Origin of the sequence: Mesorhizobium sp. M1004, assembly GCF_040318795.1 — a bacterium.
Taxonomy (GTDB): Bacteria; Pseudomonadota; Alphaproteobacteria; order Rhizobiales; family Rhizobiaceae; genus Mesorhizobium.
In genome coordinates, this window is sequence record NZ_JAMYNB010000012.1 from 157,023 (window position 1) to 183,085 (window position 26,063).

Consider the following 26,063-nt stretch of genomic DNA (forward strand, 5'->3'; position numbering starts at 1 on the left):
CTGTTTACAGCAGGCGGCGGGTTTTTCCAGCCGAAATCTGAAATTCACTGCGGGTCAAAATGTCATTTCGCTCGCAGCCGGCACATGGGCCCAAGAACGGAAGTGGCAAAGTGTCGGCAGGACGCGGGCGCATTTGCTCGACCTGGCCTTGAGGGACCGCGCGGGTTCGGCTTCTCGCCGGTGTGTCCAGAACAATCCTAATCAAGCTGGTAACATGTCATTCAGCCGGATTGTCTATAGCAACAATATGACGCCGCGCAGCAAACGTATTCTGGGCAAATCTACAGTCGTGACGATAATAGCAGTCGTCGCGACTTTCGGGCTGTCGTTCACGGCAAGACTTGGCCTGCAGATGCCGATCGACTGGCTGAGTTGGGTGGAATGCACCTTCATCCCGATTCTCATCGGACTGCCCGTTAGCGCCTTTATCTTCACCCAGGGGGAAACGATTCAGGAAACATGTGACAAGTTGGAGAAATCATACACAGCCCTGAGAGAGGCGCACGACAGGCTCACCTTCGTAACCAGCCAACGACCCGATGACAGGCCTTCTCAGTCGCGGTGAATTTATCGCAAGAATGGACAGAAAGCGTGACGAAGGTGAATGCGACACACTGCTCCTGATCGATCCGGATCACTTCTCCTTGATCAACGACCAACACGGCCATTCCAAAGGTGACGAGGCTTTGGTTCGAATTGCAAAGGCGCTAGTTTATCTGACACGCCCGGGAGACTCGATCGGTCGTCTTGGCGGAGAAGAGTTTGGTGTGTTGTTACGCAGCGCGCGTAAAGAACAGGCAGCTACCATCGCGGAAAACATACGCCGTCTTGTCGAGGCGGGTCCGATGGCGAAAGGCCAACAGGACGGCGTGAAAGTGACTGTCAGCATCGGCGGCGCGGAAATCTCTCCCGATGCAGATGCTCAAGACGTCCTTCGCACCGCCGGACGATGCCTTTTTGAAGCGAAACAGCGTGGACGAAATCGTGTTTCGTTCGACTATGAATCGGCCAAATTGCGGGCGGTGACGCCATAACCCAGTTTGGGCCCAGCCTGACGCGGGCAGAGTGTTGCCTGATGGGGCCTGCTTTCGGCCTCCCCATCTGCACGACCAGCCCCAGCCACATCACAAGCCGCACAGCCTTGCGGGCCGTTTTTCCTGTAGACAGCATTGTTGGAGCCGGCTCCCAAGTGACACAAAAAAGCCCGCTCCATTGTCTGGAGCAGGCCTTTATGTGCGGTACTCAGAACCTTGCCGCTGCGCGAAAGATAGAAGCGAATGGTAAACACCGACTGAAGGTCGATGCCGTTTTGATGGCCTTTGAGCTTCCGGCCCTGCCAGCCGACAAATGCTGGCGAGTTGACAGCCTGCTCAATGCAGGCCGAACTCGCGCAATCCCTCCCCTCGCGATAGCGCATAAACCGGCTTTCGCTGCGCTCGCGCGGCCGCGGCAAGTCAACGGTGATGAAGCCGCGCCGCGCCGCCCTTATCGCAGCACCCTGTCGGCGAGATAGATCGCCTAACTCGAGTTCATGGGGAACGATGACCACGGATCGGCAGCCACTCGCTGCTTTCAATCCAGCTCCGCCACGCGGGATGTTCGGTTACCCGGCAAACGGCTGCCCAGCAATTGCGCAGGTCGCGATGTTGTCTTTAACTGGCCGGTCGTGACGCCATCCGAGAATGCCGGGTCTTGCAATTTTTTCTTTGCCGTCTAATTCCAATGCCTTGATCTGAACCGGCCTGGCACAACTGCCAGGCCACACAGCAATTGTTACGAAGGAATACGTACATATGGCGACCGGCACCGTGAAGTGGTTCAACAGCACCAAGGGATTTGGATTCATCCAGCCCGACAATGGTGGTCAGGATGTTTTCGTCCACATTTCCGCTGTCGAACGAGCGGGCCTCTCGACCCTCGCTGATGGGCAGAAGATCAACTACGAGATTGAACAGGACCGGCGGACTGGCAAGTCCTCCGCGGGCAATCTCAGCAAAGCTGGTTGATTTTTCTGCTGCGTCCCGGCAAGAGTCGGAAGGACGCGGCTAGGTCCCGGATGTTTTGGCGACCGCTCGACAAGAGCGAGCAAGAACGTGGGTAAACTGCAAGGCCTGGGCAGCAGATTGCTGCAAGGGCGTTGCGAAATCCTATGAAATTGAGTCGTTCGAAGGGAAGGCGGGGCTGGTCCCGCCTTTTGATATTCCACGCAGATTAGGCCAGTGGGTGCTGCCCATCAGAACAAAGCCCAAAGATTGACGTCAGGCTGCGGCCTTCTTGCCGGTCTTCTTAGGCGCCGGCGCTTCCGCCTCTTTCGGTTTGCGGCCGAGACCCATCGTCTTGGCCAACGCCGAGCGCGACGCAGCATAATTCGGCGCGACCATGGGGTAATCCGCCGGCAGACCCCATTTGGCGCGATAGTCATCCGGCGTCAGCCCGTAGCGGGTCGAAAGATGGCGCTTCAGCGACTTGAATTTCTTCCCGTCGTCAAGGCAGATGAGGTAGTCCGGCGTCACCGACTTCCTGATCGGCACAGCAGGCTTGAGAACCTCAGGGATTTCTGCGGGAACGTTGCCGATCGTGCCTTTCAGTGCTGCGTGCACTTGGCCGATCAGCGCAGGAAGATCGCTCACCGGGACCGGATTGTTGGAGACATAGGCTGAGACCACATCAGCGGTGAGCTCGATGAGGGCGTCGATTGTGTTGTCGGCATCTTCTGCCATGAAAACTCTCCGGGGTAGCTTGAAAGATAGTCGGCGAAGTGTTGCTTCATAGTGGTGTTGTCGGTGGAAGCAATAATTCCCCGATAGACTTTGCGTGCTGCGGTAAACAGCTACATCCTGACTTTGCGCGCGTATTGATCCGGTGGTCAGACCCGGTCCTGATCGAGCGGCCGCTGCTCTCCACTCGATGAGGAGGGGATAATCGTAAACAATTTCCACGCCCCCGCCGGGTACCACAGCACAAATTTGGTTTCGAGGCGGTCCCCCTTAAGCAGGGCGCGGCGTGCAGTGTCTAGTACTGCGCTGGTGGGGTCGCCCGACGACGTCGGTCGCGTATTGTGGAAGATTGTCGGTTCTTCGATTGCTTACCGGAAAGGCGGGTCTGCAACGTCGTAGATATCCGATTTGGCCAGTTCATGCACGCGAGATCCTCGATCTCATCGAGAAGCCGACTCTCCTCCTGACGGTTGTCGAGTCAAGCAGATGAAAGGCGGGTGTTCCCCCCGGCGGCAGGACTCGTTGCTTGCTGCCAGCTGCACAAATCCCGGTCACCACTGCGATGGCTGAAGCTCTGCTCCCCCAGTCACTTTGGAAGCCATCGAGGGCTACGATCAATTTGGACCTCAGTCGCTGCGTAGAATTTCGCTTCTAACGCCGCTGCAACGAAAGCCCGTCTCGCTGCCGGTGTCTGGGCTTCTCCACGCAAAACCTGAAGACATGCATCCATAGCCAGTTTTCGCTTCTTCGTCTGATGAGGGAAACTCCGCAGCAGGATCGAGGCTGCGTCGTTCACATCGAATATGACGCGCTCACGGTCATGCCGGCCAACTTGCACCACCACGGGCCGGGCGAACCTGCTCGACATGCAATTACACTCTCAGTTCCGACCATGACACGATTTTCGCGTATCATGACGTTGGGACAATTTATATATTTCTGGCTAGGGCCAGAGCAGAACTGGCAGTTGTCCAATCAAGCAGGCCGCTATGTTCCGGCCTTGTTGCGCAAGAAAGCACAGCGGAATTCTGTCGCGTCCGGAACGTGAAGCGGCGGGTGCCAGCCTTGACGCGGCCGCTGCCGCAATGGCGACGCTGCTAGTGGTGCGCGGGTGCCGAGAGAGGAAGAGGGCGGGCGGGTTGCGGTGGCGGATAAAGGTCCGGGAGAGAGTCTCCCGGCGCCCGCCAAGGAGCAACACCAATGACCCAGATGGAAATTCTTGCGCCCAAGCGCAACCAGCGTGCCGGTTACAAGGTCGACCCCAGCCGCGGCCAGCGAATTGGCCGCGTGTCGTCAGAATGGTTCAACCGGCCGGCGGACGAGCGATACCTGTCGCTCAACGACCTTGGAAATGCGGTGAAGAGCCGGTCGGAGCGCAGCAAGACCCGCATCGTCGAAAGTGAGCTGATCCGCGTCGAGGCCAGCCGCGACGATCCGGAGCGCCTGAGGCTAATGCTGCCCGATGCGCCTGCCCCTGTTGCCCCCACGCATTGGAGTTTTGGCCAACTCGCCTCTTTGGTCGGCGCACCGGCCACCTATCTGCGGCAGCTTCCAGCCCCGCTCGCCGCGATTAATCTCCAGCACGGTCTCCTCAACCACCGCGCCGGGCAGGTGAAGACGCTGGAAATCGAGAACGGACGCCTCGAGCTGCGAGCCGTAACCGGTCCGGACTATGGCAGAATATTTGACTCAGAACTGGTCGACGCCGTGCAGAAGATAGCCGGCAACGGTACCGGTGACACGCGCTGGAAGGTGCCGGGAGTCCTCGATTGGTCAACGGGAATCTACAACCCGAACGTCGACATCTCCCGCGACACCACGACGCTCTACGCGTCAGATCGCGATGTCTTTGTCTTCCTCGTCGACGACCTGAACCCGATCGAGGCCGGGCGGCTGCCGAATGGGGAACCGGATCTTTATTTCCGCGGCTTCTACTGCTGGAATTCCGAGGTCGGAGCCCGCACCCTCGGGATTGCCAGCTTCTATCTACGCGCGGTATGCCAGAATCGAAATCTGTGGGGCGTGGAAGATTTCGAGGAAATCACCATCCGGCATTCCAAATATGCCGCCTCGCGTTTCGCCCTTGAGGCCGAGCCCGCCCTGATCCAGTTTGCCGATTCCTCGCCCATGCCATTCGTCAACGGCATCAAGACGGCGCGGCAACGGATCGTTGCCAGAGACGACGACGACCGCCAGGGCTTCCTGCGCAAGCGGGGCTTCTCCAAGTCCGAGACCACGAAGATCATCGATACTGTGCTCATGGAGGAAGGCAGACCGCCGGAATCGATCTTTGATTTCGTGCAGGGCATCACGCGGGTCGCGCGCGACAAGCCGCATCAGGATGTGCGCCTGGACATGGAGGGCAAAGCCAAGAAGCTTCTCGATTTCGCCGCCTGATCTCGCGGAGGCCGGTAGCGAAAACTCTCGTCGCCGGCCTCGCCTGCGGGCCGTCTCCATCAATCCCAGCGCGGTCCTTCGAAGCAAGAGGACGGCGCTTTTTTCGTGGGAGGACGCGGTGACGCCAACATGCTGAAGGCGCCTCGGGCGCGGCTCGGCCGCCTAGATCCGCGAGCCGAAACCAGCAGCGCTTCATGTCGAGCCTGCAAGTCGGGAGGCGGCGCTGGCGTGAGGCCTGGAGGCAGAGGGGGGAGGGGAGGGTTGCTGACGGGCTTGGAGGTTCGGGGAGAGGCCCCGGGCCGCCCGTCATGGAGAACCTGACCATGGCAAAGAACGCCATTCAGAAGATCGCGATGAACGCCGCGGAGAATATTCCCTATGACAAGCTAATGCTGTCGCAGAAGAATGTTCGGCGCATGAAGGACGGCGTGTCGATCGAGCAGCTGGCCGAAGACATCGGGCGGCGAAAGCTGATCCAGAGCCTGAACGTCCGTCCCGTGCTCGACGGCGAGGGCGAGGAGACCGGCATGTTCGAGGTGCCCGCCGGCGGGCGGCGTTATCTGGCGCTCGGCATCCTCATCAAGCAAAAGCGCCTGGCTAAGAACGAGCCAATCCCCTGCATTGTCAACCGCGGGCAGGAGACCTCGGCCGAGGAGGATTCGCTTGCCGAAAACCTGCGGCGCGCCGACCTGCACCCGCTCGACCAGTTCCGGGCCTTCAAGACGCTCAGCGATCAGGGTCTTGATCCCGACGAGATTGGTGCTCGCTTCTTCGTATCGCCGGCGACGGTGAAGCAGCGCCTGCGGCTGGCATCGGTGTCACCGCAGCTTCTCGATCTCTACGAGAATGACGAGATCCGGCTTGAGCAAATCATGGCCTTCTCGATCTCGGACGATCACGGGCGCCAGGAGCAGGTCTGGGAGCGAATCTCCAGCTCCCACACGCAGGAACCCTATTACATCAGGCGTCTGCTGACGGAGACCACTGTTCGCGCCGACGATCGCCGGGCCGTCTATGTCGGTGCCGAAGCCTATGAGGCTGCCGGCGGGGTCATCCTTCGCGACCTGTTCGAGCAGGATTCCGGCGGTTGGTTCCAAGATGCGGCGCTCCTCGAGCAGCTTGTCTTCGACAGGCTGAAGGTGGATGCCGAGGCGATTCGCGCCGAAGGCTGGAAATGGGTCGAGGCTGCAATCAGCTTTCCCTACGGCCACACCTCCGGCATGCGGCGCATCTACGCCGAGGCGCAGGAACTCAGCGCTGAGGAGATCGAACGCTACGACGCGCTGAAGGCCGAGTATGACAAGCTGGATGCGGACTATGCCCAGGCCGGGGATGCCGACGAGGCAATCGAGGCGAAGCTCGACCAATTGGGCGCCCAACTCGATGCGATCGATGATCGTCCTCAAAGCTACGACTCCGCCCAGAAGGCGAATGCCGGCGTGTTCGTTACGCTTGCCGCGAACGGCAAGCTCCAGGTCGACGCCGGTTTCGTGCGGTCCGAGGACGAGCCGCGGACCGAAACCGGCGATGTCGATGAGGGCGAGGAAGGGGGCTCCGACGGCGAAACCCGATCCAATGGCGACGACGATGGCGATGGTGTTGTCGTCAACGGCAAACCGGTGCACGACGGTTCGGGCGACGACGACGGCGAGGACGATGGCATCAAGCCACTGCCCGATCGGCTCGTCTTCGACCTGACCGCGCAGCGGACGCTGGCGCTACGCAACGCGCTCGCTGGTGACGTCGACATCGCCTTCGTCGCCGCACTCCATGCCTTCGTCCTGCAGGTCTTCTATCGCTTCGCGCCGAACACGTGCCTGGAGATCAGCCTGAAGAGCGGCAGCTTCAGCCAGGTCGACGGTCTTGCCGAGACATCTTGGGCCAAGGAGATCGCCGAGCGGCACGAAGCTTGGGACCGCGATTTACCCGATGACGCGGAAGGCCTGTGGGACTTCCTTCTCGGCCTCGATGAAGCAAGCCGCAAGGCGCTGTTCGCGCACTGCGTCTCGCTGACCCTCAATGCGGTGGTCGAACCCTGGAACAGGCGAGCGAAGGCGCTCGAGCATGCAGACGTGCTTGGCCGCTCGCTGCAGTTCGACATGGTCGACGCCGGCTGGACGCCTACCGTCGAGTTCCTCGGGCGGCTCACCAAGGCGCGGATCCTGCAGGCTGTCCGTGAAGCTCGTGGCGCAGACTCCGCGCAGCTGATCGACCACATGAAGAAGGACATCATGGCCCGTGAAGCCGCCCGTCTTCTCGAAGGATCAAGCTGGCTGCCGGAGCCGCTGCGCGTTGATGTCGATGAAGTGTCTGACGATGCAGGCGACGCGGCCGCCAGCGAGATGTCGGAGGACGCGGCTATCGACGGCGATGCCGCGGAGCTGCCGGCCTTCCTCACCGACGATGCGGATCCGTCCTCCGATGAGCCGGTGACCATCGACGGCGACGGAACGGATCACCTCCAGGCCGCCGAATAACCGGCATCACGCTCGCACCGGGCCCGGCACTCCCGCCGGGCCCAATCCAGTTCCAACTCACTCTCAAGCCCGGGATCGCCATCGCGACCCTGGGCGTTTGTTTCTTGAAGATCCACATGTTCGACTGGAGCAGAAGCCAGTTGGGACTCTCCTCAGGCCACGGCGTCCTGATCAGGACCTGCAAGAGGCGTAAGCACTATACCGGCGGGCCAACCATTTCGTCGCACCTAGCGAGGACGACATCATCAAATGGACGCCAGAAGGCAAGGGCTGATTTGGCTAACCCGCCTCAGAGAAGTTGCTGTGTCGCGATTCTAAAGAGGTAGTGATATTGCCACATTCTTGGTCCGGACATAGCTGTCGATGGCTTCCTGCCCTTTTTCCCTCCCGTGTCCCGACATTTTATTTCCTCCAAAAGGGGTCTCAATACCGCCAGCGAACCACTCGTTGACGAAGACCTGCCCCGCATTCAGGCGAGGCGGCGCCTTGAGAGCGATATCGAGGCGCTGTGTGAAGACGCCCGCCACTAGGCCGAACCGGGTGGCATTAGCGATCTCAAAAGCCTCATCGTCGTTGTGGAACTTGATAATGGACAGAACCGGACCGAAAACCTCCGCTTGAGCGATTTCCATATTCGGATCGACATTTGCAAAAACGGTCGGCTGCATGAACCAACCGCTCTTGTCGTGCAGGCGCTTCCCTCCCGTAACCAGCCTTGCCCCAGCGCTTTTGGCACGGTCGCACATGCCCTCAATCTTCCCGAGCTGAAGTTCAGACACCACCGGGCCCATATCTGCTCCCACCAAACCGTCTCCGACCTCCAAGGCTTCGGCCATTGCCGACACCCTCTCGACCACCATGTCATAGATAGAGTCGTGGACGACCAGACGGGACAAAGCTGAACAGACTTGGCCCGCGTTGTAAAAAGTGCCCGACTTCACGCTCTCGACCACTTGGTCGAGATTGGCGTCTGCGAAAACGATGCCCGCCGATTTGCCTCCGAGCTCCATGACGCACGGCACCGATCGCTCAGAAGCCGCCTTCATGATCGACACGCCCGTCTGTACGGAGCCCGTGAATACGATCTGATCAATATCCGGATGGCTGACCAGCGCCGCACCTGTTGTCTTCCCGTAGCCGCATAGGAGGTTCACGGCACCTTCGGGCACCCCTGCCTGTTCGATGGCCTCAAAGAGGATGATCATAGCCAACGGGGTCAGCTCGGGCGACTTTACGATGACGACGTTCCCGGCAGCCAACGCTGGTGCCAGCGAGCGGGCGCAGATGGAAGGCGCAAAGTTCCACGGAACAATGTGGACTGAGATCCCGTGGGGCTCCCGGATGGTATAATCCAGGTACGCACCTCCCAACGGAATTGCACTGCCTTCGATCTTGTCGGCCATCCCCGCGTAGTATTCGAAATATCTCGCGGCCTCTTCAAACTCGGCTCTTGCAGCATTGAGCGGCTTTCCGCTCTCCAGGCAACCTATGTAGGCGCCGTCTTCAATCCGCGTCCGAATCTCGGATGCAATCCTCATCATCATCTCCGCACGGATCGATGGACGGCACCTCGTCAGCGCTCCGCTTGCCACGCAGGCTCTGGCCGCGACGACTGCTCGCGAAACGTCGTCTTCGCTCGCGACCGCGATCGAAGCGATAACCTGACCAGTTGCCGGGTTCTCCACGGCAATGAAATCGGCCGAATGCAACCACTCGCCGTTGACAAAGTTCATCCAGCTTTTGTCGCGTACTTCGAGGAGATTCATCGTGCCGCCTTCATCGCCAGCCTCATCAAGAGGTCAGGGAATGGGTTGGTGGGTTGAAACCGCTTTAGGATCGCCTTCGCGCACAGCTTCGGGCGGCACGTCGCGCATTAGACGGAGGGACCATGCGATGATAAACGATACCTGTCTAACAGTTATTTGGTATGGGGCGATGCCTTGATAAGATCACCGCGGATCAATCTGCAGCAGCTCCGCGCATTGCTGGCGGTACACGACGAAGGAGGGTTCCGGCGCGCTGCCGAACGCTTGAACACGTCGCAGTCGGCCATCAGCCGTACAATCCAAACACTCGAGGCCGAGTTGGGCGTTCCGGTCTTCGAGCGCAGCGTGCGAGGTGTGAAACCAAGTTCAGTGGGAAACAACCTCCTTCGATACGCCCGGACGATCGTCGACGGCCTGGACGAAATCTCGATCAAGGCGCTATCTGCGATTCGTGGCGAAGTCGGGCAGTTGAAGATCGGCTACAACGAAATCTCGATCCGAACGTTTTTGCCGAAGGTGCTGGCCAAGTTCCACAGGCAGTATCCGAATGTTGATCTGCGCCTGATCAGCCAGGGGACATCGGAAATGATCCCCGAGAACACCGCCGGGACGATCAGCCGCGGCGAGGTCGACATCGGGTTCGTGGTCGGACCTGTTATAGACGATGAGCTGGACGCCATACACCTATTCGAAGACCACATAGCTCTTGTGGTCGCTAAGACCCATAGACTGGCGCGACGGGAGTCGATCTCGGCCTCTGAACTGAAAAACGAACACATTTTGCTGTGGTCGACAGAGCCTTGGCAGATTTACACCCGTCGCGTTAACAACATCTGCCGCCAGGCTGGTTTTCTGCCACGCCCCTCCATCGTCATGCAGGACAACGAGAGTGCGTTTGCATTGGTGGAAGAAAACATCGGTGTTGTTCTTATCGCGCGGACGGTGGCTGCCACTTATGCGGATCGCGTCGCGATCGTCCCTCTTGAAGGGAACCCCGAACCCTTACCGATCTTCGCAGCCTGGCGGAAAGACAATACGGCCCCTGTTCTTCGAAATTTGATTGAGGTCGTCGCCGGCACCGACCCTCGAAATTGATCTTAACGTCGCTTGCCCCGAAGCTTTTCACAAGCAGCGATCGAACTCGGAGTCACCCAATCTGCTGTAAGCAAGCAGGTGTCCATTCTCGAACAGCATGTCGGCCTTAGACTTTTCAATCGATTTCACAGGCGGATCGAGCTGATGGCTGAAGGCCTTCTGGTGGCTCGCGCCACGGCTGAAAGCTTTTCGACGCTGAGCTCGGGATTGGCGTAGCTCACGCCCTGAAACGATTTCCTTGGTCGCCGATGCAGACTTCGTCCAGTGCTGGCTCTTCCCACGCTTACCACGGTTCGAGCGCCAATATCCGGACATCCGTATCTCTATCCACGTTGAGATCGCCTTGTTGAGAGCGTCCGATGATTCCGACTGCGCAATAGTCTGGGGACAAGGAACATGGGCGAATCAACGCTTCGAACCTCTGTTCGCCAATTCTGTATTCCTGTCGCCACTTCGAGTTTTTTTGAGAATCTGGGTCGGAGACCTCGCCTCAGCGACCTGCGCGATCGACTGCTCATCCACGACCGGAGCGCGAAATGGTGGGCGACGATCTTGGCGAGCTAAGGGATCACCGAAATCGATCCCAACCTTGGACGCACCTACAATCAGACCTCGGTATGTCTCGTGGCAGCGGCTAGAGGTGATGGCGTCACCGTTGGCGATGACGTGACAGCACAACATTATCTGGACACGGGTCGATTGATACCGCTTTTCGGCCTCCGGATCCCCTCACCAGAGGCTTACTATCTCGTTCGGCCGCTGAAAGCCCCCGACAGTGATGCTTTTCGACTGTTTCGCGACTGGCTCATCGAGGAGGCTCGTGAGCATCCGAGGTGGTTCTCGAGGTTCAGGGAAGCTTGACGCGGCAGATGCCTGCTAAATCCATAGCCGATCGCATTTTCTCATCACCCTATACCAATTCGCTGTTGGACATGCATCATCTGTTCGCGAATTCTGGGGACACCTCAATATTTCAAAGGCATGATCGCGATGGACGTCACCCAATTCAACGTCGACGAACTGTTCGAGCACAGCATTGTCTGGGATGCCCATTGTGGAATGGACCCCCAGGTTCCGATCGACGTCAATTCGCTGGAGCGCATCCGGAAGGCTGGATTCACATTCGTCAGCACCAACGTCGGATACGACGTTTTGCCTTGGCAAGATACATTCCCGGTCATCGCCGGATATCGCAAGTTCCTGAGCCAGAACGCGGACAAGTACATTCTCGTTTCGAGCGTAGCAGATGTGCTTGCAGCCAAGCGGGAAGGCAAGCTCGCGGTATCAATGGATATCGAGGGTGTCTCGGCACTCGACGGCAAGATCGAACTCGTTGAGACCTACCATCGTCTGGGCGTGCGTCAGATCTCCTTCGTCTACAATAAAGACAATGCCGGAGGTAGCGGTTGCCACGGCTCCGATACGGGGATTACCCAGTTCGGGCGAGAGGTTGTCAGGGAGATGAACCGCGTCGGCATGCTCGTGGACGGGACTCACTGCAGCCCGAGGATGTCGATTGACATGGCGGAGACCTCGTCAAAACCAATTGTCATCAGCCATTCGAACAGCCGCATCTTGCACGACCACCCACGCAACATCTGGAACGAGCAGGCTATCGCCTGTGCGCACACGGGAGGTGTGATTGGCGTCACCGGGATTCGCCTTTTTATGGCGAAGCCAGGTGACGCGACACCCAATCTCGATCTCCTAGTCCGCAACATTGATCATTACTGCGAATTGGTCGGCCCGCACCACGTGGGCATTGGCACCGACTTCGCCGAGATCACGAACGCGCTTGCGACTCGGTTCGAGAACGCCACAGATTATTGGCCACTTGAACACTACCAGGGCGCCGCCAGTCTGGAATTCGTCGACATCGAGGTGTTCCCCCAGCTGACCACCGCGCTCTCGGCAAGGGGCTACAGCAACAAGGATATTAGCGGAATTCTCGGCGGTAACTTCATGCGCGTCGCAGCCGCGAACTGGGAATAGGCAAAGAACCGACAGCCCAAAGCGCCCCGATTTGGGCGGTCTGGCGACGTCCGCACGTGACCCTACTGAGGACCACGCTTTCATGGCGAATACCGCCACTCCCAAGACTTACGACGTCGGCATAATCGGGGCGGGAATTGCTGGGTGTTCAACCGCATTTTATCTGGCCCGCCGAGGCATGCGCGTAGCGGTTTTCGATCGCGGTCCGGTCGCGGGCGAGCAGTCAAGTCGCGCGTGGGGTTTTATTAGAAAGCAAGGTCGTCACCCTGCTGAAATTCCTTTGGCGGCCGAGGCTTCTGTCCTTTGGGATGAGATCACTGAGGAGTTCGGGTTCGAGTCCACCCAGCGCGTGAAGTCAGGGATTCTGATGCCTGCAGAAACGGCCGACGACGAAGAGGTCGTGGAAACGAGTTACGGCGATGCGCAGACGCATGGCCTGACTTCGGAAATACTGGATGCAGGAGCGCTTAAGAGAAAGCTTCCCGAACTTGCTGGAAACTGGCGATGCGCACTTTTCACGCGAGATGACGGACACGGCGATCCCAAGTTGTCGACGCTCACACTAGCCCGCGCGGCGAAGGCGGCTGGCGCCGAGTTCTTCAGCAACGAGGTCGTCATTGGCTTCACGAGATCCAGCGATCGTGTAAGTGGCATCCGCACGCTGCGGAACAACACTTATCAATGTGCGAACGTTGTCGTTGCCAGCGGCATCGGCTCGAGGAGACTCCTCGCGAAACTCGGCTACAACCTTCCGGTACAGAACATCAGGTCATCGGTCGGCCTTACGACGGCGACCACCCCATTCACTCAAATTGCCATGTGGGCGCCGACAACGGCGTACCGACCTAGGCCAGATGGGTCCTTCATTATCGGAAACGGTTATCGGAACGCCGGAACAGACTACGATCTGACCCTCCAGGCATTCACAAACCTTCGGTATTTCCTGCCCGCCTTGAAGCAGAACCAAGGCTTGCTACGGATGGGACTCGGGCGCGACACAATCAGAAGTTTGCGTGATCTGCTGCCGGGAAAAGGCAAGCACAGCCCGCTGTCGGAGCCTGCCACGAACATCGCAAAGGTGAAACAGAACCTAGCCGAGTTTTGTGCTCTTTTTCCCCACATCAACGACCTGCGTTTGGCGGACAGCTGGGCTGGGCGGATCGACACCACACCAGACCTTATTCCCGTCATCGACCGTCTTGCCGGCTATGACAACGTATACGCGTTATGTGGGTTTAGCGGTCACGGCTTCGCCTTGGGTCCCGTCGTGGGTAAGCAAATGAGCAATTGGATTATCGATGGGGCCCCGGCTCTCGATTTGAGCAAGTTCAAGTCGTCCAGGTTCAGTGACGGCGACTACGAGATCATCAAGGCTGCTTAGCTGAAGAAATCTCGTCCCTACTGGAAGCCGCGAAGATGACCCGGCTGGTGTTGCTCGCTGACGATCCAACAGCGGATGTGTTCAGGACGAGCGCAGGGTCCTTGCGTCGAGCCTGAGCCGTTCAGACGTCTCAACAGGCTCGGATGCTCGGTCTCAATTCCCGGCGCTTTCCATTCGCCGCCCCTTGATCGCCTTTTCCAGCCAGCCGATTTCCATTTCGGGGACGGATGACAGCAGCAGATCGGTATAAGCGTCGAAGGGCGGTGTCAGCACCTTGGTCGTCGAACCATAGCGAACGACTTCGCCGCGATACATCACCGCGATGGAATCGGCGATCGACTTCACTGTCGCGAGGTCGTGGGTGATGAACAGGTAGGCGACGTTCTCCTCCTTCTGCAACTCGAGCAGAAACTTGAGGATGCCGTGCGCGACCAGCGGATCGAGCGCCGATGTCACCTCGTCGCAGATGATCAGCTTCGGCTTGGCGGCGAGCGAGCGCGCGATGCAGACGCGCTGCTTCTGGCCACCGGAAAGCTCGGCCGGGTAGCGGTCGGAGAAGCCCTTGCCCATCTCGATCTTGTCGAGCAGTTCGGCCACGCGCCTGTCGCGCTCGCGGCCGCGGATGCCGAAATAGAATTCGAGCGGCCGGCCGATGATGGTGCCGACGGTCTGGCGCGGATTCATCGCCACGTCGGCCATCTGGTAGATCATCTGCAACTGCCGCAGATCCTCCTTCGGACGATCGGCAAGCCGGTTGGCCAGCGGTCGGCCGTCGAAGGTGACGGTGCCCTCTTCCGGTGGCAGCAGGCCGGTGATGGCGCGCGCCAGCGTCGATTTCCCTGAGCCGGATTCTCCGACGACGGCCAGCGTCTGGCCGGGATAGATATCGACCGAGACGTTCTTCAGCACATTGATGTTGCTGCGCCCATAGGCAGCGGTGACGTTTTTCACCGACAGGAACGGCGCGGTGCCAGGCTTCTGTTCGGCATGTTCGATCTCGTGCACGGAGACCAGCGCGTTGGTGTATTCCTGGCGCGGCTCCTTGATGATCTGCCTGGTGCCGCCCAATTCGACCAGCCGGCCATGGCGCAAAACCATGATCTCGTCGGAGACCTGGGCGACGACCGCAAGATCATGCGTGATGTAGAGCGCCGCCACATGCGTGTCGCGGATGGCGTCCTTGATCGCCGCGAGCACGTCGATCTGCGTCGTCACGTCGAGCGCCGTGGTCGGCTCGTCGAAGACGATCAGGTCAGGTTCCGAACACAGCGCCATCGCCGTCATCACGCGCTGCAACTGGCCGCCTGAGACCTGGTGCGGGAAGCGTTCGCCGATGGTTTCTGGGTTTGGCAGGCTGAGCTTCTTGAACAGCGCGATGGCGCGCTTCTCGGCCTCGGCCCGCGTCGCGGTGCCGTGCAGGAGCGCCGCCTCCACGACCTGGTCCATCAGCTTGTGCGCCGGGTTGAACGCCGCGGCCGCCGATTGCGCGACGTAGCAGACCTCACGGCCGCGCAGCTTGCGAAAGCCGTCCTTGCCGCCCTTCAGGATATCGCGTCCGTTGAGGATGACCTCGCCGCCGGTGATCCGCACTCCGCCGCGCCCATATCCCATCGACGACAGTCCGATGGTGGACTTGCCGGCGCCCGACTCGCCGATCAGCCCCAGCACCTTGCCCTTTTCGAGCGTCAGGGAGACGTCATGGACGAGCACGATGTTCTTCGGCGGCTCGCCTGGCGGAAATACCGTCGCCTCGATGCGCAGATTGCGGATGTCGAGGAGCACGCCTGATTTCGGTTGTCCTGTTTTCGGTTGCCCGGGCTTCGCTTTGGCGTCGGCCATCATCCGCGTCCTCCCTTGAGGCTGGTCGTACGGTTCAGCACCCAGTCGGCGACGAGGTTGACCGAAATCGCCAGCATGGCGATTGCCGCCGCCGGGATCAGCGCCGCGCCTATGCCGAACACGATGCCATCCTTGTTCTCCTTGACCATGCCGCCCCAGTCCGCATCCGGCGGCTGCACGCCCAGTCCGAGGAAGGACAGCGTCGACAGGAACAGGACGGCGTAGATGAAGCGCAGGCCGAGTTCGGAAACCAGCGGCGACAGCGCGTTGGGCAGGATCTCGCGGAAGATGATCCAGCCGCTGCCCTCGCCGCGCAGCTTCGCCGCCTCGACATAGTCCATCACGTTAATGTCGACCGCGACCGCCCGGGACAGGCGGTAGACGCGGGTCGAATCGAGAATGCCCATCACCAGGATCAACGTCACCAGATTGGTCGGCAGCACCGACAGCACCACCAGGCCCATGATCAATGTCGGGATCGACATCAGCAGGTCGACGAGCCGCGACAGCAGCGTGTCGAACCAGCCACCGAACACGGCCGCCGAAAAGCCGAGGATGGCGCCGAGCGAGAATGACAGCGCAGTGGCCAGCACCGCGATGAACAGGGTGATCCGGGCACCGTAGATCATGCGCGAAAGCAGGTCGCGGCCCAGATTGTCCGTGCCTAGCCAATGAGCCGCCGACATCGGTTCCCAGACATCGCCGATGATCTCGCCATTGCCGTGCGGCGCGATCCACGGCGCGAAGACCGCCGCCAGCACGAACATGGCCGTCAGCACGATCCCGATCAGTGCCGGGATGGGAATGCGTTTGATATCGAGCATGCCCGCCCCTTATTTCGGATGTCTGAGACGCGGATTGGCGACGATCGCCGCAATGTCCGCAATGATGTTCAGGCTGATGTAGACGGCGGCGAACATCAGGCCGACCGCCTGCACCACGGGCACGTCGCGCTTGGTTACGTGGTCGACGAGATATTGCCCCATGCCCGGATAGACGAAGATCACCTCGACCACGACGACGCCGACAATCAGGTAGGCGAGGTTCAGCATGACGACGTTGATGATCGGCGCGATGGCGTTGGGAAAGGCATGCTTGCGAATGACATTGAAGGCCGACAGGCCTTTCAGCTCCGCCGTCTCGACATAGGCCGACTGCATGACATTGAGGATCGCCGCGCGCGTCATGCGCATCATGTGGGCGAGCACCACCAGCGTCAGCGCTGTCGCCGGCAGGGCGATCGCCTGCATGCGCTCGCCGAACGGCATGCCTTCATAGACGGTCGAAATGCCCGGAAAAATCTGCCATTTCACAGCGAAGAAATAGACCAGCACATAGCCGATGAAGAATTCGGGAAACGATGTCGAGGCGAGCGCCAGCCCGGAGATCAGCTTGTCGACCCAGCCATTGCGGTAGCGCACCGCGATGAGGCCAAGGATGATCGCCAGCGGCACGGCAACGACCGCCGCCTAGAAGGCGAGGAACAGCGTGTTCCACAGCCGTCCCTTGATCGACGTCGCAATATCCTGGCCGCTCGACATGGCCGTGCCGAGATCGCCGGTCACCACACCGCCGAGCCAGTGGAAATACCTGATATAGGCCGGATCGTTGAGACCAAGCTGCTCGCGCAGGTTGGCGAGCGACTCCGGTGTCGCGGATTGTCCCAGAATGGCTTGCGCGACGTCGCCGGGCAGAATCTGTGTACCGGCGAAGATCAGGACCGAAATGGCCAACAGAAGGAGGATGCCCAGCGCAATGCGCTGGGCGATCAACACCACTATTGAAGAAGACATAAGTACTCGGCGTGCTTCAGGTCTTGAGCCAGCACTTTGAAAGCGCGTAGCCGCCCATCATCTCTTGGTTACCGTCCTCGTACCACCCGCCGACCTGAGGCCCGGTTGCGTCGATGAAGTCGTTGAACATTGGAACGATGGCCCCGCCTTCGTCCCTGACAATTTGTCCCATATCCGCATACAGCTTCTTGCGCTTGTCGACATTGAGCTCGGCGCGTGCCTCGAGAAGCATCTTGTCGAACTTTTCATTGAAGAAGCGGGTGTCGTTCCACTGGGCCTTGGAATAGTACGCAGTGGAATACATCTGGTCCTGTGTTGGACGGCCACCCCAGTACGATGCAGAGAAGGGCTGCTTGTTCCAGACTTCAGACCAGTACCCGTCGCCGGGCTCGCGCTTGATCTCGATCTTGATGCCGGCCTTGGCCGCGCTCTGCTGGTAGAGCTGGGCCGCGTCGACGGCGCCCGGGAAGGCGACGTCCGAGGTTCGCAGCAACACCGAGCCGTCATGGCCCGACTTCTTGTAGTGGAACTTGGCCTTATCAGGGTCGAAGGTGCGTTGTTCCATCTCCGTAAAGAGTGGATAGGACTTGTTGATCGGCGTGTCGTTGCCCACCGAGCCATAGCCTTTCAAGATTTTCTGTACGAGCTCTTCCCGGTCGACTGCGAATTTCAGAGCGAGCCGCAAGTCGTTGTTGTCGAAGGGGGTTGTGTTGCAATGGGCAAGGAATAAATAATGGCCATGGCCACTCACGTTGCGGATCGTAATCCCTGGGAGACGCTTGATAAGGTCGACCACCTTAGGCTCGACACGGTTGATCATGTGAACCTGGCCTCCCTGCAGGGCCGACATGCGGGCGGTGGCATCGTTGATGATGATGATCTCGATTTGGTTTGCGAAGCCGCGATCATCGCGCCAATAATTGGCAAATTTTTCGCCGCCGAGACGGACACCGCTTTGATTGACAGTGACCTTGTAAGGACCGGTGCCGATACCTTCGGTCGGATTGTCCTTGCCCCCGTTGGGCTGAATCATAAGATGGTAGTCATCCATCAGGAAAGGAAGGTCGGCATTAGCTTCCTTGAGCGTGAAGACCACGTTCTGGCCATCGGCGGCAATCTTCTCGATAGCCTGCATAATACCAAGTGCGCCAGATTTGGAATTGGCATCGGAATGGCGCTCCATGGTGGCGACAACGTCTGCCGGTGTCATTTCCTTACCGTTGTGAAACTGCACGCCCTTACGGATTTTGAAGGTCCAGATCTTCGCGTCCTTTGACGCACCCCATTCTTCGGCGAGCGCAGGTTGAAGTTCGCGCTTGGCATCGATCTGCACGAGTTGTTCGCCCCACTGACGGCCAAAGAAATAGGATACCTGGCTCTCAAAAATTGCGGGATCAAGGCTATCGGTGGCTGCGCCACCCTGCATGCCTGCCTTTAGCACCCCTCCTTTGACTGGACTCTCAGCGTGCGCAGATGTCCCCAGAAAGGATTGTGCGACAGCGGCGCTGACGCCGAGGGTCGCCGCTCGGATTAGGAACTCACGACGTGACATCCCGCCGTTCGCGAAAAATCCGTCAAAAAATCCCATTTTATCGGTCATTTCAGTTCCCCTTGCGCGCATGCCTTCGTGGCTATTTGACCCATTCTGGACAACCTAATGATGCCTGTCCAACAACGAATTGGTATAGAGTGATGAAAATGCGATATCGCTTGAGGGTGCTTAACCAAGTGCACTGCTCGGCTTAAGCTGCCTCGATTTCTCTGCTGACGGTGATTAGGCGGTCTGGCCGATCGACAATTCTCCGCAGAGTTCGGCTCCTGCAATCACGGCTAAAGGCTGGATGTCGTGTTAGCTTTCAGCGATCTCATCGTGGCATCACCTCATACCAATTGATTGTTGGACAAGCATCAACTTACGGCTCATGCATCGTTGGCCCATCACGCTGCTCACCACCAGTTGGGCTGCGCGCTGATGAAGCGGCATGTCGAACGGACGTGCCATCGCTCGGTCATCGTGGGGGCCTAGATGACGCGCCGAGCAACGTTGGCGGGAACCTTCACGGCAGTATGAGGTACTTCCATTTCGATGGGGCTGAAAATGATCCGCAAACTGGCAAACTTAATTGAAATCCGCCTTTCCGAGAGGCTGTGCGAGGACCTAGTCGTATTCGTGCTTACTTTGCCATTACTCGGTTTGATTACTGCGTCTCTGGCGCACGGCCCAGAAAGCTTCGATGAGTCCACCGCGCATTTCGCCGTGTATCCCACTAGTTCGATGGTGATGCCAGCGCGCTAACGCCTGACATCCGTTTCCAGCCTTTTGAGAACGTAGAAAATGCGTGATTTTTTTCTAACGCATGAGGATCGCGCATTTCGTGAGGAAGTTCGCGCGTTCATGTCCCGCGAGCTTGCTCCGAAAATGGATTTGATTGAGCGCGATCAGGACTTTAACACGCAGCTAACAGTTGCGCGCGCCCTGGGACAGGCCGGTTACTTGAAGCTTATGTTTCCCGATCTCTACCGCGGAGCATTGCCTAAACCGGGGCTCATCCATGCAGTAATCGTTTCCGAGGAAGCGGCCTTCCTGAACTACGCGTTCGAGACCACGATTGCCACCGCGTTGTCCTGTGCATATCCCATCCACCGATTTGCACGAGCGGCGTTGCGCGAGCGCTATTTGTTGCCAATTCTCGAAGGTCGATCTTTGGGATCGATTTGCATGACCGAGCCCAATGTTGGCTCGGACAGTGCTAGCATGAAGACGAGGATTCGCTTCGATGAAGTGTCTGGCGAATGGGTAATCTCGGGCCTTAAGCGATACATTTCCAACGCTTCAAAGGCGGACGTCTATATCGTCTGGGGTGTTACCGACCCCGAGGTACCGCCTCAAAAAGGCTTAACGGCTATTCTGATCCCAGCCGACGCTGACGGTATGAGTTTTCCAAGACTGTACGACTTCATGGGACGGCGAGGCTCGATCGTCGGCGAAGTAGCCATGGATGAGGTCCGCGTGCCGGAGGAGAACTTGCTGGGCGAGTTGAATGGCGGCTTCAAAATCATGCTTAGTGCCTTCAATTTCGAACGGGTAATCCTGGGCGGCTCCGGTCTAGGTGTGGCGCGCTCCGCCTTCGAAATCGCGTCGCAGCACGCGCAGGAACGAGTCAGTTTCGGCCAAAAACTTGGTCAGAAGCAACTCATCTGGGACATGATCGCTCAGATGAGCTGCAAGATCGATGCGAGCGAACTTTTAACGCACCGAGCTGCCAAAATGTACGATTCGGGGATCGGTGGCAAAGATCTCATGCGTGAGGCCAGTCAAGCCAAACTGGTTGCCAGTGAGACAGCTGTGTTCTGCGCGGATCGCACGGTTCAAATTCTCGGTGGCGATGGCGTCACCCGCCAATACGGCAGAGCCGAACAGTTATACCGTGATGCTCGAACGCTGCCTATTGTCGGTGGCACATCTGAGATGTGCAAGTATCTCATCGCGGCGCGAGAGATGCCGTCCATCCGGCTCAATCTCTAGTCCAGGCCGAGCGCTATGCACATTGCCCGCATCCTTGAAGCGTCTGCCGACCGGTACCCCGATCATGAAGCATTGGTCTACGAGGATCGTCGCTGGACCTATCGAGAGTGGCTCGATCGCGTTCGGCGCTTCGCGCAGGCGCTATCAGACCTTGGCGTTCGGCCAGGTGATCGGGTCGCATTCTACGTGTCCACCTCGGAAAATTCGGTAACCACCTTCTTCGCATGTCAGTTTCTAGGCGCAGTGGCAGTGCCCATGAACTTCCGCCTGTCTTCTGGGGAGGCGGCCTATATTCTAAAGGACTCTGGCGCGCGTGTTTTGGTCTACGGAAGAGCACTGAGTGAAAACGCGCTTAGAATCGCAGATCAGGTCCATTCCGTTCACGATTTCATCAGTTGCGCATATGATCAGAAGAACATCCCGCAGGGACATCTTCATTTTGACGGATTGATCGAGCAGTCGCCAGATCGGGGTGAGCCCCGCCCAGTTCCGACTCGAGATGCGATTTCATCACTCGTATACACATCAGGTACCACAGGACGACCGAAAGGTGTGATCCATACGCATGCAAATGACATCGCAATAGCGATGAACTGCGTCATGGAATACTCACTTCGACGCGACGACCGCGCACTGCACATAGCGCCGCTCTATCATGTCGGTGGAATGCAAGCCTACTTCATCCCGCATCTTTTGGTAGGCGGTACTAATGTGGTGATCGGCCGCTACGAATCGGAACGCACTCTCCAGACCATCGCTGCGGAGCGCATTACAACTCTTTTTGCGGTGCCGACTCAAATCCAGGAGATGCTATTTCATCCGGATTTCGCGAAATTCGACGTGTCCTCATTGCGGCTTGTCACGACCGGCGGGGCAGCGATTTCTTCAAGTACCATGGAGCGCGTCATGGCGGAATTCTGCACTGGCATATTCAATGGTTACGGAATGACAGAAGCTTCGCTGACGCTGATGCTGCATCCGGAAGATGCGTTGCGCAAGCTTGGCTCCTGCGGGAAATCAACGTTGATTTCGGAATGCCGCATCATCACGGATGATCCGAGCCGCGAAGTGCCGCCAGATGAGCAGGTACGACAAGGGTCGATCGGTCAGCTAATAGTGCGCGGGCCTCAGGCGATGACCGGCTACTGGAATAAGCCCTTCGAGACGCAAAAGAAACTCAAGGCAGGTTGGATCTATACCGGGGACCTGTTCAGCCAAGATGAGGACGGATTCTATTATTTCCACGGACGTGCGGACGACCTAATCATATCTGGCGGCGAGAACATCTATCCGCGTGAGGTCGAGGAGATCCTCTATCGTTGTCCTGGAGTTCAGGAGGCCGCGGTCGTGGGCTTAACCGATGCGAAATGGGGTCAAATCGTCGCCGCCTTTGTAATACGTTCCGATCCAGATCTCGATGCGGCCACACTTGATGCGCACGCCCGCGGTAGTCGGGATCTTGCATCGTACAAGCGCCCCAAGCGCTACGAGTTCCTAGATGCACTGCCGACTAACCCTAGCGGCAAGGTGCTGAAGCGCGAACTGATCGCGCGCTACGATTTGGATCCGCCCAAACAACTCGGCTGAGGCTAACCACGATGGCAACAGCCATACACGATTTTCTACATGACAGCAGCGTGGAATCGATCGCCGAAGCCACCAGACTAGCTCTGCATAGTCTGCGTCGTAACCCGCGAGAATGTTTCCTCCCTACGGGATGTGATGCGAACGGAGACCGCCGAAGTCTTTCAGCCCTCGAGCACGGCCTTTCAAACAGAAGTTGGTGGCTTCGCGCCGAACAAATCTAGGAGCAGCGAGAACGTCTATGAACATCGGCGCCACCGGGCAAACTCAATGCATTGAGTTTTTGCTTATGGATTTATTCTCCATGATGTCGGTGACTTGTGCGGTAGAGCCGCTGAGGGCGGCCAATCGCCTTCTTGGATACGAGGCATATACCTGGCGATTTTCTTCGGAAGAAGGGCAAGTTGCCCACGCCTCCAACGGGTTTTCCGTCGTTGCGCACGAGCGCTTTGGCGTTTCCCACGCGCCTAGTTACCTTTTTGTCTGCGCGGGGATGACGTTGTTGGCGAAAGACCAAACACGTTTAAATGTCATATTGAACAGGCGTGCCCGCGAAGGATGCCAAATGGGCGCGCTGTCGATGGGGTCCGTTTTTCTGGCTCGCGCCGGGCTGTTGACCAATGCGCGATGCACCTTGCATTGGGAGGGGCAGCCGGCTTTCCGAGAAGAGTTTCCCTTTATCAAGTTGAGCAATGAGATATATGTCATCGACAGTAACAGATACACGTGCGCAGGCGGGACGGCTTCGCTGGATATGCTACTTCACATGATCGCGGAGCAACATGGCGCCGTGCTAGCCCGATCGATTGCCAACCAGTTCCAAGTTGAACGCATTAGGAGAGGCGCGGTCGAACAGCGACCAGGCAGCTCGGTCGGTCTCGACACGCTACCACCGCAGTTGGCGCAGGCCTTCGGTACGATGATGCGAAACCTGGAGAAGCCGATCAGCATAGACGCGATCGCGCGTGCTTGCGGGATGAGTGTTAGAAACCTAGAGCGCCTATTTCAACGGTATGCAGAATCCTCTCCTGCACGCTATTATAAAATCCTTCGACTCGAGCACGCCCGGTATTTGCTACTCCACACCAATCTTCCCCATGTCGATATCGGGGTGGCGACTGGATTCTGCTCGAATTCATATCTCTCGGCGTCCTATAGAAGGCATTTCGGGCACACGCCATCTCAGGAGCGCCTGAGAAATCGTTGACACTCGGCCAGCTCCTGGCGAAGTTCCGCCGGATTGCCTTGTGCCCGGCTCGGGTGGCGCGGTCCCAGCCCTATGCTTGTCTGATAACGGAGGTCAGGCGTTTCAGCACAGGACAAAAGCATATGGGGAAGGACTTTCGTTTCTTGATCTCATCCGGCGTTGCCGCACGCCGCTCGAAAGTCACCTTATCGACGGTTTGATCGACGGCCGCATCAGCCGCCGCGAATTCGTCCGCCACGGCAGCCTTCTTTGCCTGTCACTGCCGCTGCTCGGCCGTCGGCATGGCAGCGGGCGAACGCGTAGGTGCGAATTCAATTCCTTCCGAAACATCTTCCCGCGTCTGAAGCAGCCCCTGTTGGTACCATGACAGCAGATCGGCGATCGCACTTTCGAACTCTCGTTGGCGGTCGTCGAGCAAGAACCCTTCTATCCGCGCGCGGGTGATCAGTGTCATTCTGAGATGCCTCACTCCAATATCGTGCTGGTAAAATCGATCGGCCAGCGCAATAGTGCCGACGACCACCACCCAGCCAAAGGTATTGAGGTTCAGGATGGCTGCGTTGTGAATCGGCCCGGCGGTGTTTCGATATAAACATCAACGCCTTTCGGGCACGCGCTGGCGATTTCTCTCTCAATCGGCCGAACTTCGATGATTGACGCCGATCCGGTATCCAAGCTCCTTGCACCATTCAAGCTTTTGGTCCGAACCCGCAACAGCGACTGCGTCGATCTGCTAACGCTGACCCCGGCCGGCGGTCGCCCCAGTTCTCAGACGCGCTGTGCGGCATCGCCCAGCGATCGAAACTCACGGGTCAGTGCCTGCCACGCGGGAGGTATCCGGCATTGCGTAAAGCGCCGATGAACAGGCTGGCCGGGCCGGCGATACTCGTCCTGGCCTGCGTTGCGAGCGGCAGCGTGTTCCAGTCCTCCAACGGAGTGATAAAGCTGGAGAAGGTGCCATTGACCATGCAATGGCTGGTCAACAAGCCTTGCTTATCCAGCACCAGAACGCCAGTCTGGTTGCTTGGATACCGGATGGCGGCGACGCGCTGAAGTTCCATGTCGCCATCGATGCGCAAATTGAAAAGCAGGTCCCCGAGGCTTCTGTGGGCGATTTCTGCGACTTTTTCCGCGAAAGGAACGGAAAGCGCACGAACGCTGTCGACCGCCATCCCGAAAACAAGCGCGTCCAGCTCATCCGCCGCCATGAGAAGATTAGTTCCCAAGAAAATGGGGATTGCAATCGCTCCAGCCGGATTGTGCACAGTCATCGCACTTGGCCGGCTAGAGCGGAATGAATTTAGGTTGGCGCATACCCTGCCTCGGTGAAGTAATTTCTGCATTCGGTTGACGTGACGGTGCGGAGGATTTGGCCGATGGCGTCACAGACGGTTTCGACTGTTCGCTTGGCAGCCTTGCGCAGCCAGTGCTTGAGCTTGGCGAAGAGCTTCTCGATGGGGTTGAGGTCGGGCGAGTATTTCGGCAGCAAGAACAGCCTGGCGCCGGCTGACCGAATGGCGCGGCGCACGGCCTTGCCCTTGTGCGAGCCGAGATTGTCCATGACGACGATGTCGCCGGGCTTGAGAGTGGGGACGAGAACCTCATCGACATAGAGCTGGAAACGCTCGCCGTTGATCGGTCCGTCGATGAGCCATGGTGCATCGACGCGGTCATGGCGCAACGCCGCCAGGAAGGTCATGGTCTTCCAATGGCCGTGTGGCACCTTGGCTTTGATCCTCTCGCCGCGCGGCGCCCATCCCCTGAGCGGGGCCATGTTGGTTTTGGTCCAGGTCTCGTCGATGAACACCAGGCGGGAAGGATCGATACGGTCCTGATACTTTGCCCACTGTGCCCGCCGGCGCGCCACGTCCGGGCGATCCTGCTCAGCCGCGATCAGCGTCTTTTTTTGTGACTGAGCTTCTCGGCGTGGACGAACTCCCACACCGAGCGGTAATCGACCTTCAAGCAGCGCTCAGCCAACTCGATCACAAGACCGCGCAGCGTAAAATCCGCAGCCCGGCAGCGCACCAGCAGCCACTCCCGATGCTCACCGGCAATCCTCTTCGGCCTGTGCCCACCCATCTTGCCGGGCGCAAGACTGTTCGTTTCGCGCAACCGGCTCACCCATCTGATGACGGTACTGATGCCAACCCCGTAATGTACTGCCGCCTGCCGCCGCGACAGGCCATCCCGCTCAACCGACGCTACAACCCGTGTGCGAAGATCCATCGAATAAGGCTTGCCCATCCATGCTGACCTCCTTGCCCAGCAAGAAGGTTGAATCAGATT

Annotated in this window: 26 protein-coding genes and 1 pseudogene; 15 read left to right on the plus strand and 12 right to left on the minus strand. The window is 58.6% G+C overall.

Annotation, left to right across the window (positions count from 1 at the left end; translation table 11 throughout):
* Positions 1–133: 133 nt before the first annotated feature.
* Positions 134–565, plus strand: a complete 432-nt coding sequence (locus NKH54_RS24335) for a hypothetical protein (RefSeq protein WP_353029156.1) — start codon at positions 134–136, stop codon at positions 563–565.
* 13 nt (positions 566–578) lie between these two features.
* The gene (locus NKH54_RS24340; protein WP_353029157.1) at positions 579–1,034 is read left to right on the plus strand and encodes a GGDEF domain-containing protein; all 456 of its coding nucleotides are present in this window, start codon (positions 579–581) and stop codon (positions 1,032–1,034) included.
* Here NKH54_RS24340 and NKH54_RS24345 read toward each other — a convergent pair.
* On the minus strand, positions 998–1,549 hold the full coding sequence (locus tag NKH54_RS24345) for a hypothetical protein (protein ID WP_353029158.1): 552 nt from the start codon (positions 1,547–1,549) through the stop codon (positions 998–1,000). The two genes, NKH54_RS24340 and NKH54_RS24345, sit on opposite strands and share 37 nt — an antisense overlap.
* A 244-nt stretch (positions 1,550–1,793) precedes the next feature.
* On the opposite strand from NKH54_RS24345, the gene NKH54_RS24350 reads away from it, so the two are divergent.
* Positions 1,794–2,006: a cold-shock protein gene (locus tag NKH54_RS24350; protein ID WP_027038889.1), complete on the plus strand. Its 213-nt coding sequence runs from the start codon at positions 1,794–1,796 to the stop codon at positions 2,004–2,006.
* 252 nt (positions 2,007–2,258) lie between these two features.
* On the opposite strand, the gene NKH54_RS24355 is transcribed toward NKH54_RS24350, so the two are convergent.
* Entirely contained in the window at positions 2,259–2,720 is a 462-nt protein-coding gene (locus NKH54_RS24355) for a Ros/MucR family transcriptional regulator (RefSeq protein ID WP_352809921.1), read from the minus strand.
* Between the two features lie 583 nt (positions 2,721–3,303).
* Positions 3,304–3,585 carry a DUF982 domain-containing protein gene (locus NKH54_RS24360; protein ID WP_353029159.1) on the minus strand — a complete coding sequence of 94 codons (282 nt, stop codon included), beginning with the start codon at positions 3,583–3,585 and terminating at the stop codon, positions 3,304–3,306.
* 332 nt (positions 3,586–3,917) lie between these two features.
* Here NKH54_RS24360 and NKH54_RS24365 point away from each other — a divergent pair, with 332 nt between their 5' ends.
* Together NKH54_RS24365 and NKH54_RS24370 are read left to right on the plus strand one after the other, a co-directional pair.
* Complete coding sequence (locus tag NKH54_RS24365) at positions 3,918–5,114, plus strand: DUF932 domain-containing protein (protein ID WP_353029160.1); 1,197 nt, start codon at positions 3,918–3,920, stop codon at positions 5,112–5,114.
* Between the two features lie 323 nt (positions 5,115–5,437).
* Positions 5,438–7,591: a ParB/RepB/Spo0J family partition protein gene (locus tag NKH54_RS24370; protein WP_353029161.1), complete on the plus strand. Its 2,154-nt coding sequence runs from the start codon at positions 5,438–5,440 to the stop codon at positions 7,589–7,591.
* Between the two features lie 314 nt (positions 7,592–7,905).
* Here NKH54_RS24370 and NKH54_RS24375 read toward each other — a convergent pair whose 3' ends face one another.
* Entirely contained in the window at positions 7,906–9,357 is a 1,452-nt protein-coding gene (locus NKH54_RS24375) for an aldehyde dehydrogenase family protein (protein ID WP_353029162.1), read from the minus strand.
* A 174-nt stretch (positions 9,358–9,531) separates the two neighbouring features.
* Here NKH54_RS24375 and NKH54_RS24380 point away from each other — a divergent pair, with 174 nt between their 5' ends.
* The 6 genes from NKH54_RS24380 (at position 9,532) to NKH54_RS24405 (ending at position 13,825) form a co-directional block, all read left to right on the plus strand.
* Complete coding sequence (locus tag NKH54_RS24380; protein ID WP_352442974.1) at positions 9,532–10,452, plus strand: LysR family transcriptional regulator; 921 nt, start codon at positions 9,532–9,534, stop codon at positions 10,450–10,452.
* Between the two features lie 78 nt (positions 10,453–10,530).
* The gene (locus NKH54_RS24385; RefSeq protein WP_352442973.1) at positions 10,531–10,668 is read left to right on the plus strand and encodes a hypothetical protein; all 138 of its coding nucleotides are present in this window, start codon (positions 10,531–10,533) and stop codon (positions 10,666–10,668) included.
* Between the two features lie 22 nt (positions 10,669–10,690).
* A complete protein-coding gene (locus NKH54_RS24390; protein WP_353029165.1) occupies positions 10,691–11,122 on the plus strand; it encodes a LysR substrate-binding domain-containing protein in 432 nt (143 codons plus the stop codon).
* Positions 11,029–11,313 carry a LysR substrate-binding domain-containing protein gene (locus NKH54_RS24395; RefSeq protein WP_353029187.1) on the plus strand — a complete coding sequence of 95 codons (285 nt, stop codon included), beginning with the start codon at positions 11,029–11,031 and terminating at the stop codon, positions 11,311–11,313. The genes NKH54_RS24390 and NKH54_RS24395 overlap by 94 nt, the downstream gene beginning before the upstream one ends.
* Positions 11,314–11,442: 129 nt before the next feature.
* Positions 11,443–12,444, plus strand: a complete 1,002-nt coding sequence (locus tag NKH54_RS24400) for a dipeptidase (RefSeq protein WP_353029166.1) — start codon at positions 11,443–11,445, stop codon at positions 12,442–12,444.
* A gap of 82 nt (positions 12,445–12,526) precedes the next feature.
* The gene (locus tag NKH54_RS24405) at positions 12,527–13,825 is read left to right on the plus strand and encodes an NAD(P)/FAD-dependent oxidoreductase (protein ID WP_353029167.1); all 1,299 of its coding nucleotides are present in this window, start codon (positions 12,527–12,529) and stop codon (positions 13,823–13,825) included.
* Between the two features lie 153 nt (positions 13,826–13,978).
* Here NKH54_RS24405 and NKH54_RS24410 read toward each other — a convergent pair whose 3' ends face one another.
* The 4 genes and pseudogenes from NKH54_RS24410 to NKH54_RS24425 all read right to left on the minus strand — a co-directional run bounded on the left by NKH54_RS24410 (position 13,979) and on the right by NKH54_RS24425 (position 19,057).
* Positions 13,979–15,664: an ABC transporter ATP-binding protein gene (locus NKH54_RS24410; protein WP_353029168.1), complete on the minus strand. Its 1,686-nt coding sequence runs from the start codon at positions 15,662–15,664 to the stop codon at positions 13,979–13,981.
* Positions 15,664–16,488, minus strand: coding sequence for an ABC transporter permease (locus NKH54_RS24415; protein WP_353029169.1), 825 nt, complete (start codon positions 16,486–16,488; stop codon positions 15,664–15,666). Before NKH54_RS24415 ends, NKH54_RS24410 begins: the two co-directional genes overlap by 1 nt.
* Before the next feature lie 9 nt (positions 16,489–16,497).
* Positions 16,498–17,457 (minus strand): annotated as a pseudogene (locus tag NKH54_RS24420) (ABC transporter permease).
* Between the two features lie 16 nt (positions 17,458–17,473).
* The gene (locus NKH54_RS24425; protein ID WP_353029170.1) at positions 17,474–19,057 is read right to left on the minus strand and encodes an ABC transporter substrate-binding protein; all 1,584 of its coding nucleotides are present in this window, start codon (positions 19,055–19,057) and stop codon (positions 17,474–17,476) included.
* A 498-nt stretch (positions 19,058–19,555) separates the two neighbouring features.
* Here NKH54_RS24425 and NKH54_RS24430 point away from each other — a divergent pair, with 498 nt between their 5' ends.
* From NKH54_RS24430 to NKH54_RS24445, 4 genes are all read left to right on the plus strand, one after another.
* Complete coding sequence (locus NKH54_RS24430) at positions 19,556–19,753, plus strand: hypothetical protein (RefSeq protein ID WP_353029171.1); 198 nt, start codon at positions 19,556–19,558, stop codon at positions 19,751–19,753.
* Positions 19,754–19,792: 39 nt separating this feature from the next.
* A complete protein-coding gene (locus tag NKH54_RS24435) occupies positions 19,793–20,983 on the plus strand; it encodes an acyl-CoA dehydrogenase family protein (protein WP_353029172.1) in 1,191 nt (396 codons plus the stop codon).
* Positions 20,984–20,998: 15 nt separating this feature from the next.
* Complete coding sequence (locus tag NKH54_RS24440; protein ID WP_353029173.1) at positions 20,999–22,570, plus strand: class I adenylate-forming enzyme family protein; 1,572 nt, start codon at positions 20,999–21,001, stop codon at positions 22,568–22,570.
* A gap of 238 nt (positions 22,571–22,808) precedes the next feature.
* Positions 22,809–23,774, plus strand: a complete 966-nt coding sequence (locus NKH54_RS24445) for a GlxA family transcriptional regulator (RefSeq protein WP_353029174.1) — start codon at positions 22,809–22,811, stop codon at positions 23,772–23,774.
* A gap of 70 nt (positions 23,775–23,844) precedes the next feature.
* On the opposite strand, the gene NKH54_RS24450 is transcribed toward NKH54_RS24445, so the two are convergent.
* From NKH54_RS24450 to NKH54_RS24465, 4 genes are all read right to left on the minus strand, one after another.
* Positions 23,845–24,012 (minus strand): hypothetical protein, encoded by a 168-nt coding sequence (locus tag NKH54_RS24450; protein ID WP_352443199.1) that lies wholly within the window; start codon positions 24,010–24,012, stop codon positions 23,845–23,847.
* Positions 24,013–24,030: 18 nt separating this feature from the next.
* Entirely contained in the window at positions 24,031–24,228 is a 198-nt protein-coding gene (locus tag NKH54_RS24455; RefSeq protein WP_353029189.1) for a hypothetical protein, read from the minus strand.
* A gap of 358 nt (positions 24,229–24,586) precedes the next feature.
* Positions 24,587–25,045 (minus strand): hypothetical protein, encoded by a 459-nt coding sequence (locus NKH54_RS24460; protein WP_353029175.1) that lies wholly within the window; start codon positions 25,043–25,045, stop codon positions 24,587–24,589.
* Between the two features lie 29 nt (positions 25,046–25,074).
* A protein-coding gene (locus NKH54_RS24465) for an IS630 family transposase (protein ID WP_353029176.1) occupies positions 25,075–26,021 on the minus strand; the annotation gives its coding sequence in 2 pieces (ribosomal slippage) (positions 25,075–25,680 and positions 25,683–26,021; 945 coding nt in all).
* Between the last annotated feature and the right edge of the window lie 42 nt (positions 26,022–26,063).

Excerpts from the sequence above, each read along its gene's own strand:
- NKH54_RS24340 (WP_353029157.1), top strand. The coding sequence starts at position 579 with ATGGACAGAAAGCGTGACGAAGGTGAATGCGACACACTGCTCCTGATC.
- NKH54_RS24350 (WP_027038889.1), top strand. The coding sequence starts at position 1,794 with ATGGCGACCGGCACCGTGAAGTGGTTCAACAGCACCAAGGGATTTGGA.
- NKH54_RS24355 (WP_352809921.1), bottom strand. The coding sequence starts at position 2,720 with ATGGCAGAAGATGCCGACAACACAATCGACGCCCTCATCGAGCTCACC.
- NKH54_RS24360 (WP_353029159.1), bottom strand. The coding sequence starts at position 3,585 with ATGTCGAGCAGGTTCGCCCGGCCCGTGGTGGTGCAAGTTGGCCGGCAT.
- NKH54_RS24365 (WP_353029160.1), top strand. The coding sequence starts at position 3,918 with ATGACCCAGATGGAAATTCTTGCGCCCAAGCGCAACCAGCGTGCCGGT.
- NKH54_RS24370 (WP_353029161.1), top strand. The coding sequence starts at position 5,438 with ATGGCAAAGAACGCCATTCAGAAGATCGCGATGAACGCCGCGGAGAAT.
- NKH54_RS24375 (WP_353029162.1), bottom strand. The coding sequence starts at position 9,357 with ATGAATCTCCTCGAAGTACGCGACAAAAGCTGGATGAACTTTGTCAAC.
- NKH54_RS24400 (WP_353029166.1), top strand. The coding sequence starts at position 11,443 with ATGGACGTCACCCAATTCAACGTCGACGAACTGTTCGAGCACAGCATT.
- NKH54_RS24405 (WP_353029167.1), top strand. The coding sequence starts at position 12,527 with ATGGCGAATACCGCCACTCCCAAGACTTACGACGTCGGCATAATCGGG.
- NKH54_RS24410 (WP_353029168.1), bottom strand. The coding sequence starts at position 15,664 with ATGGCCGACGCCAAAGCGAAGCCCGGGCAACCGAAAACAGGACAACCG.
- NKH54_RS24415 (WP_353029169.1), bottom strand. The coding sequence starts at position 16,488 with ATGCTCGATATCAAACGCATTCCCATCCCGGCACTGATCGGGATCGTG.
- NKH54_RS24425 (WP_353029170.1), bottom strand. The coding sequence starts at position 19,057 with ATGACCGATAAAATGGGATTTTTTGACGGATTTTTCGCGAACGGCGGG.
- NKH54_RS24430 (WP_353029171.1), top strand. The coding sequence starts at position 19,556 with ATGATCCGCAAACTGGCAAACTTAATTGAAATCCGCCTTTCCGAGAGG.
- NKH54_RS24435 (WP_353029172.1), top strand. The coding sequence starts at position 19,793 with ATGCGTGATTTTTTTCTAACGCATGAGGATCGCGCATTTCGTGAGGAA.
- NKH54_RS24440 (WP_353029173.1), top strand. The coding sequence starts at position 20,999 with ATGCACATTGCCCGCATCCTTGAAGCGTCTGCCGACCGGTACCCCGAT.
- NKH54_RS24445 (WP_353029174.1), top strand. The coding sequence starts at position 22,809 with ATGAACATCGGCGCCACCGGGCAAACTCAATGCATTGAGTTTTTGCTT.
- NKH54_RS24455 (WP_353029189.1), bottom strand. The coding sequence starts at position 24,228 with ATGACACTGATCACCCGCGCGCGGATAGAAGGGTTCTTGCTCGACGAC.
- NKH54_RS24460 (WP_353029175.1), bottom strand. The coding sequence starts at position 25,045 with ATGACTGTGCACAATCCGGCTGGAGCGATTGCAATCCCCATTTTCTTG.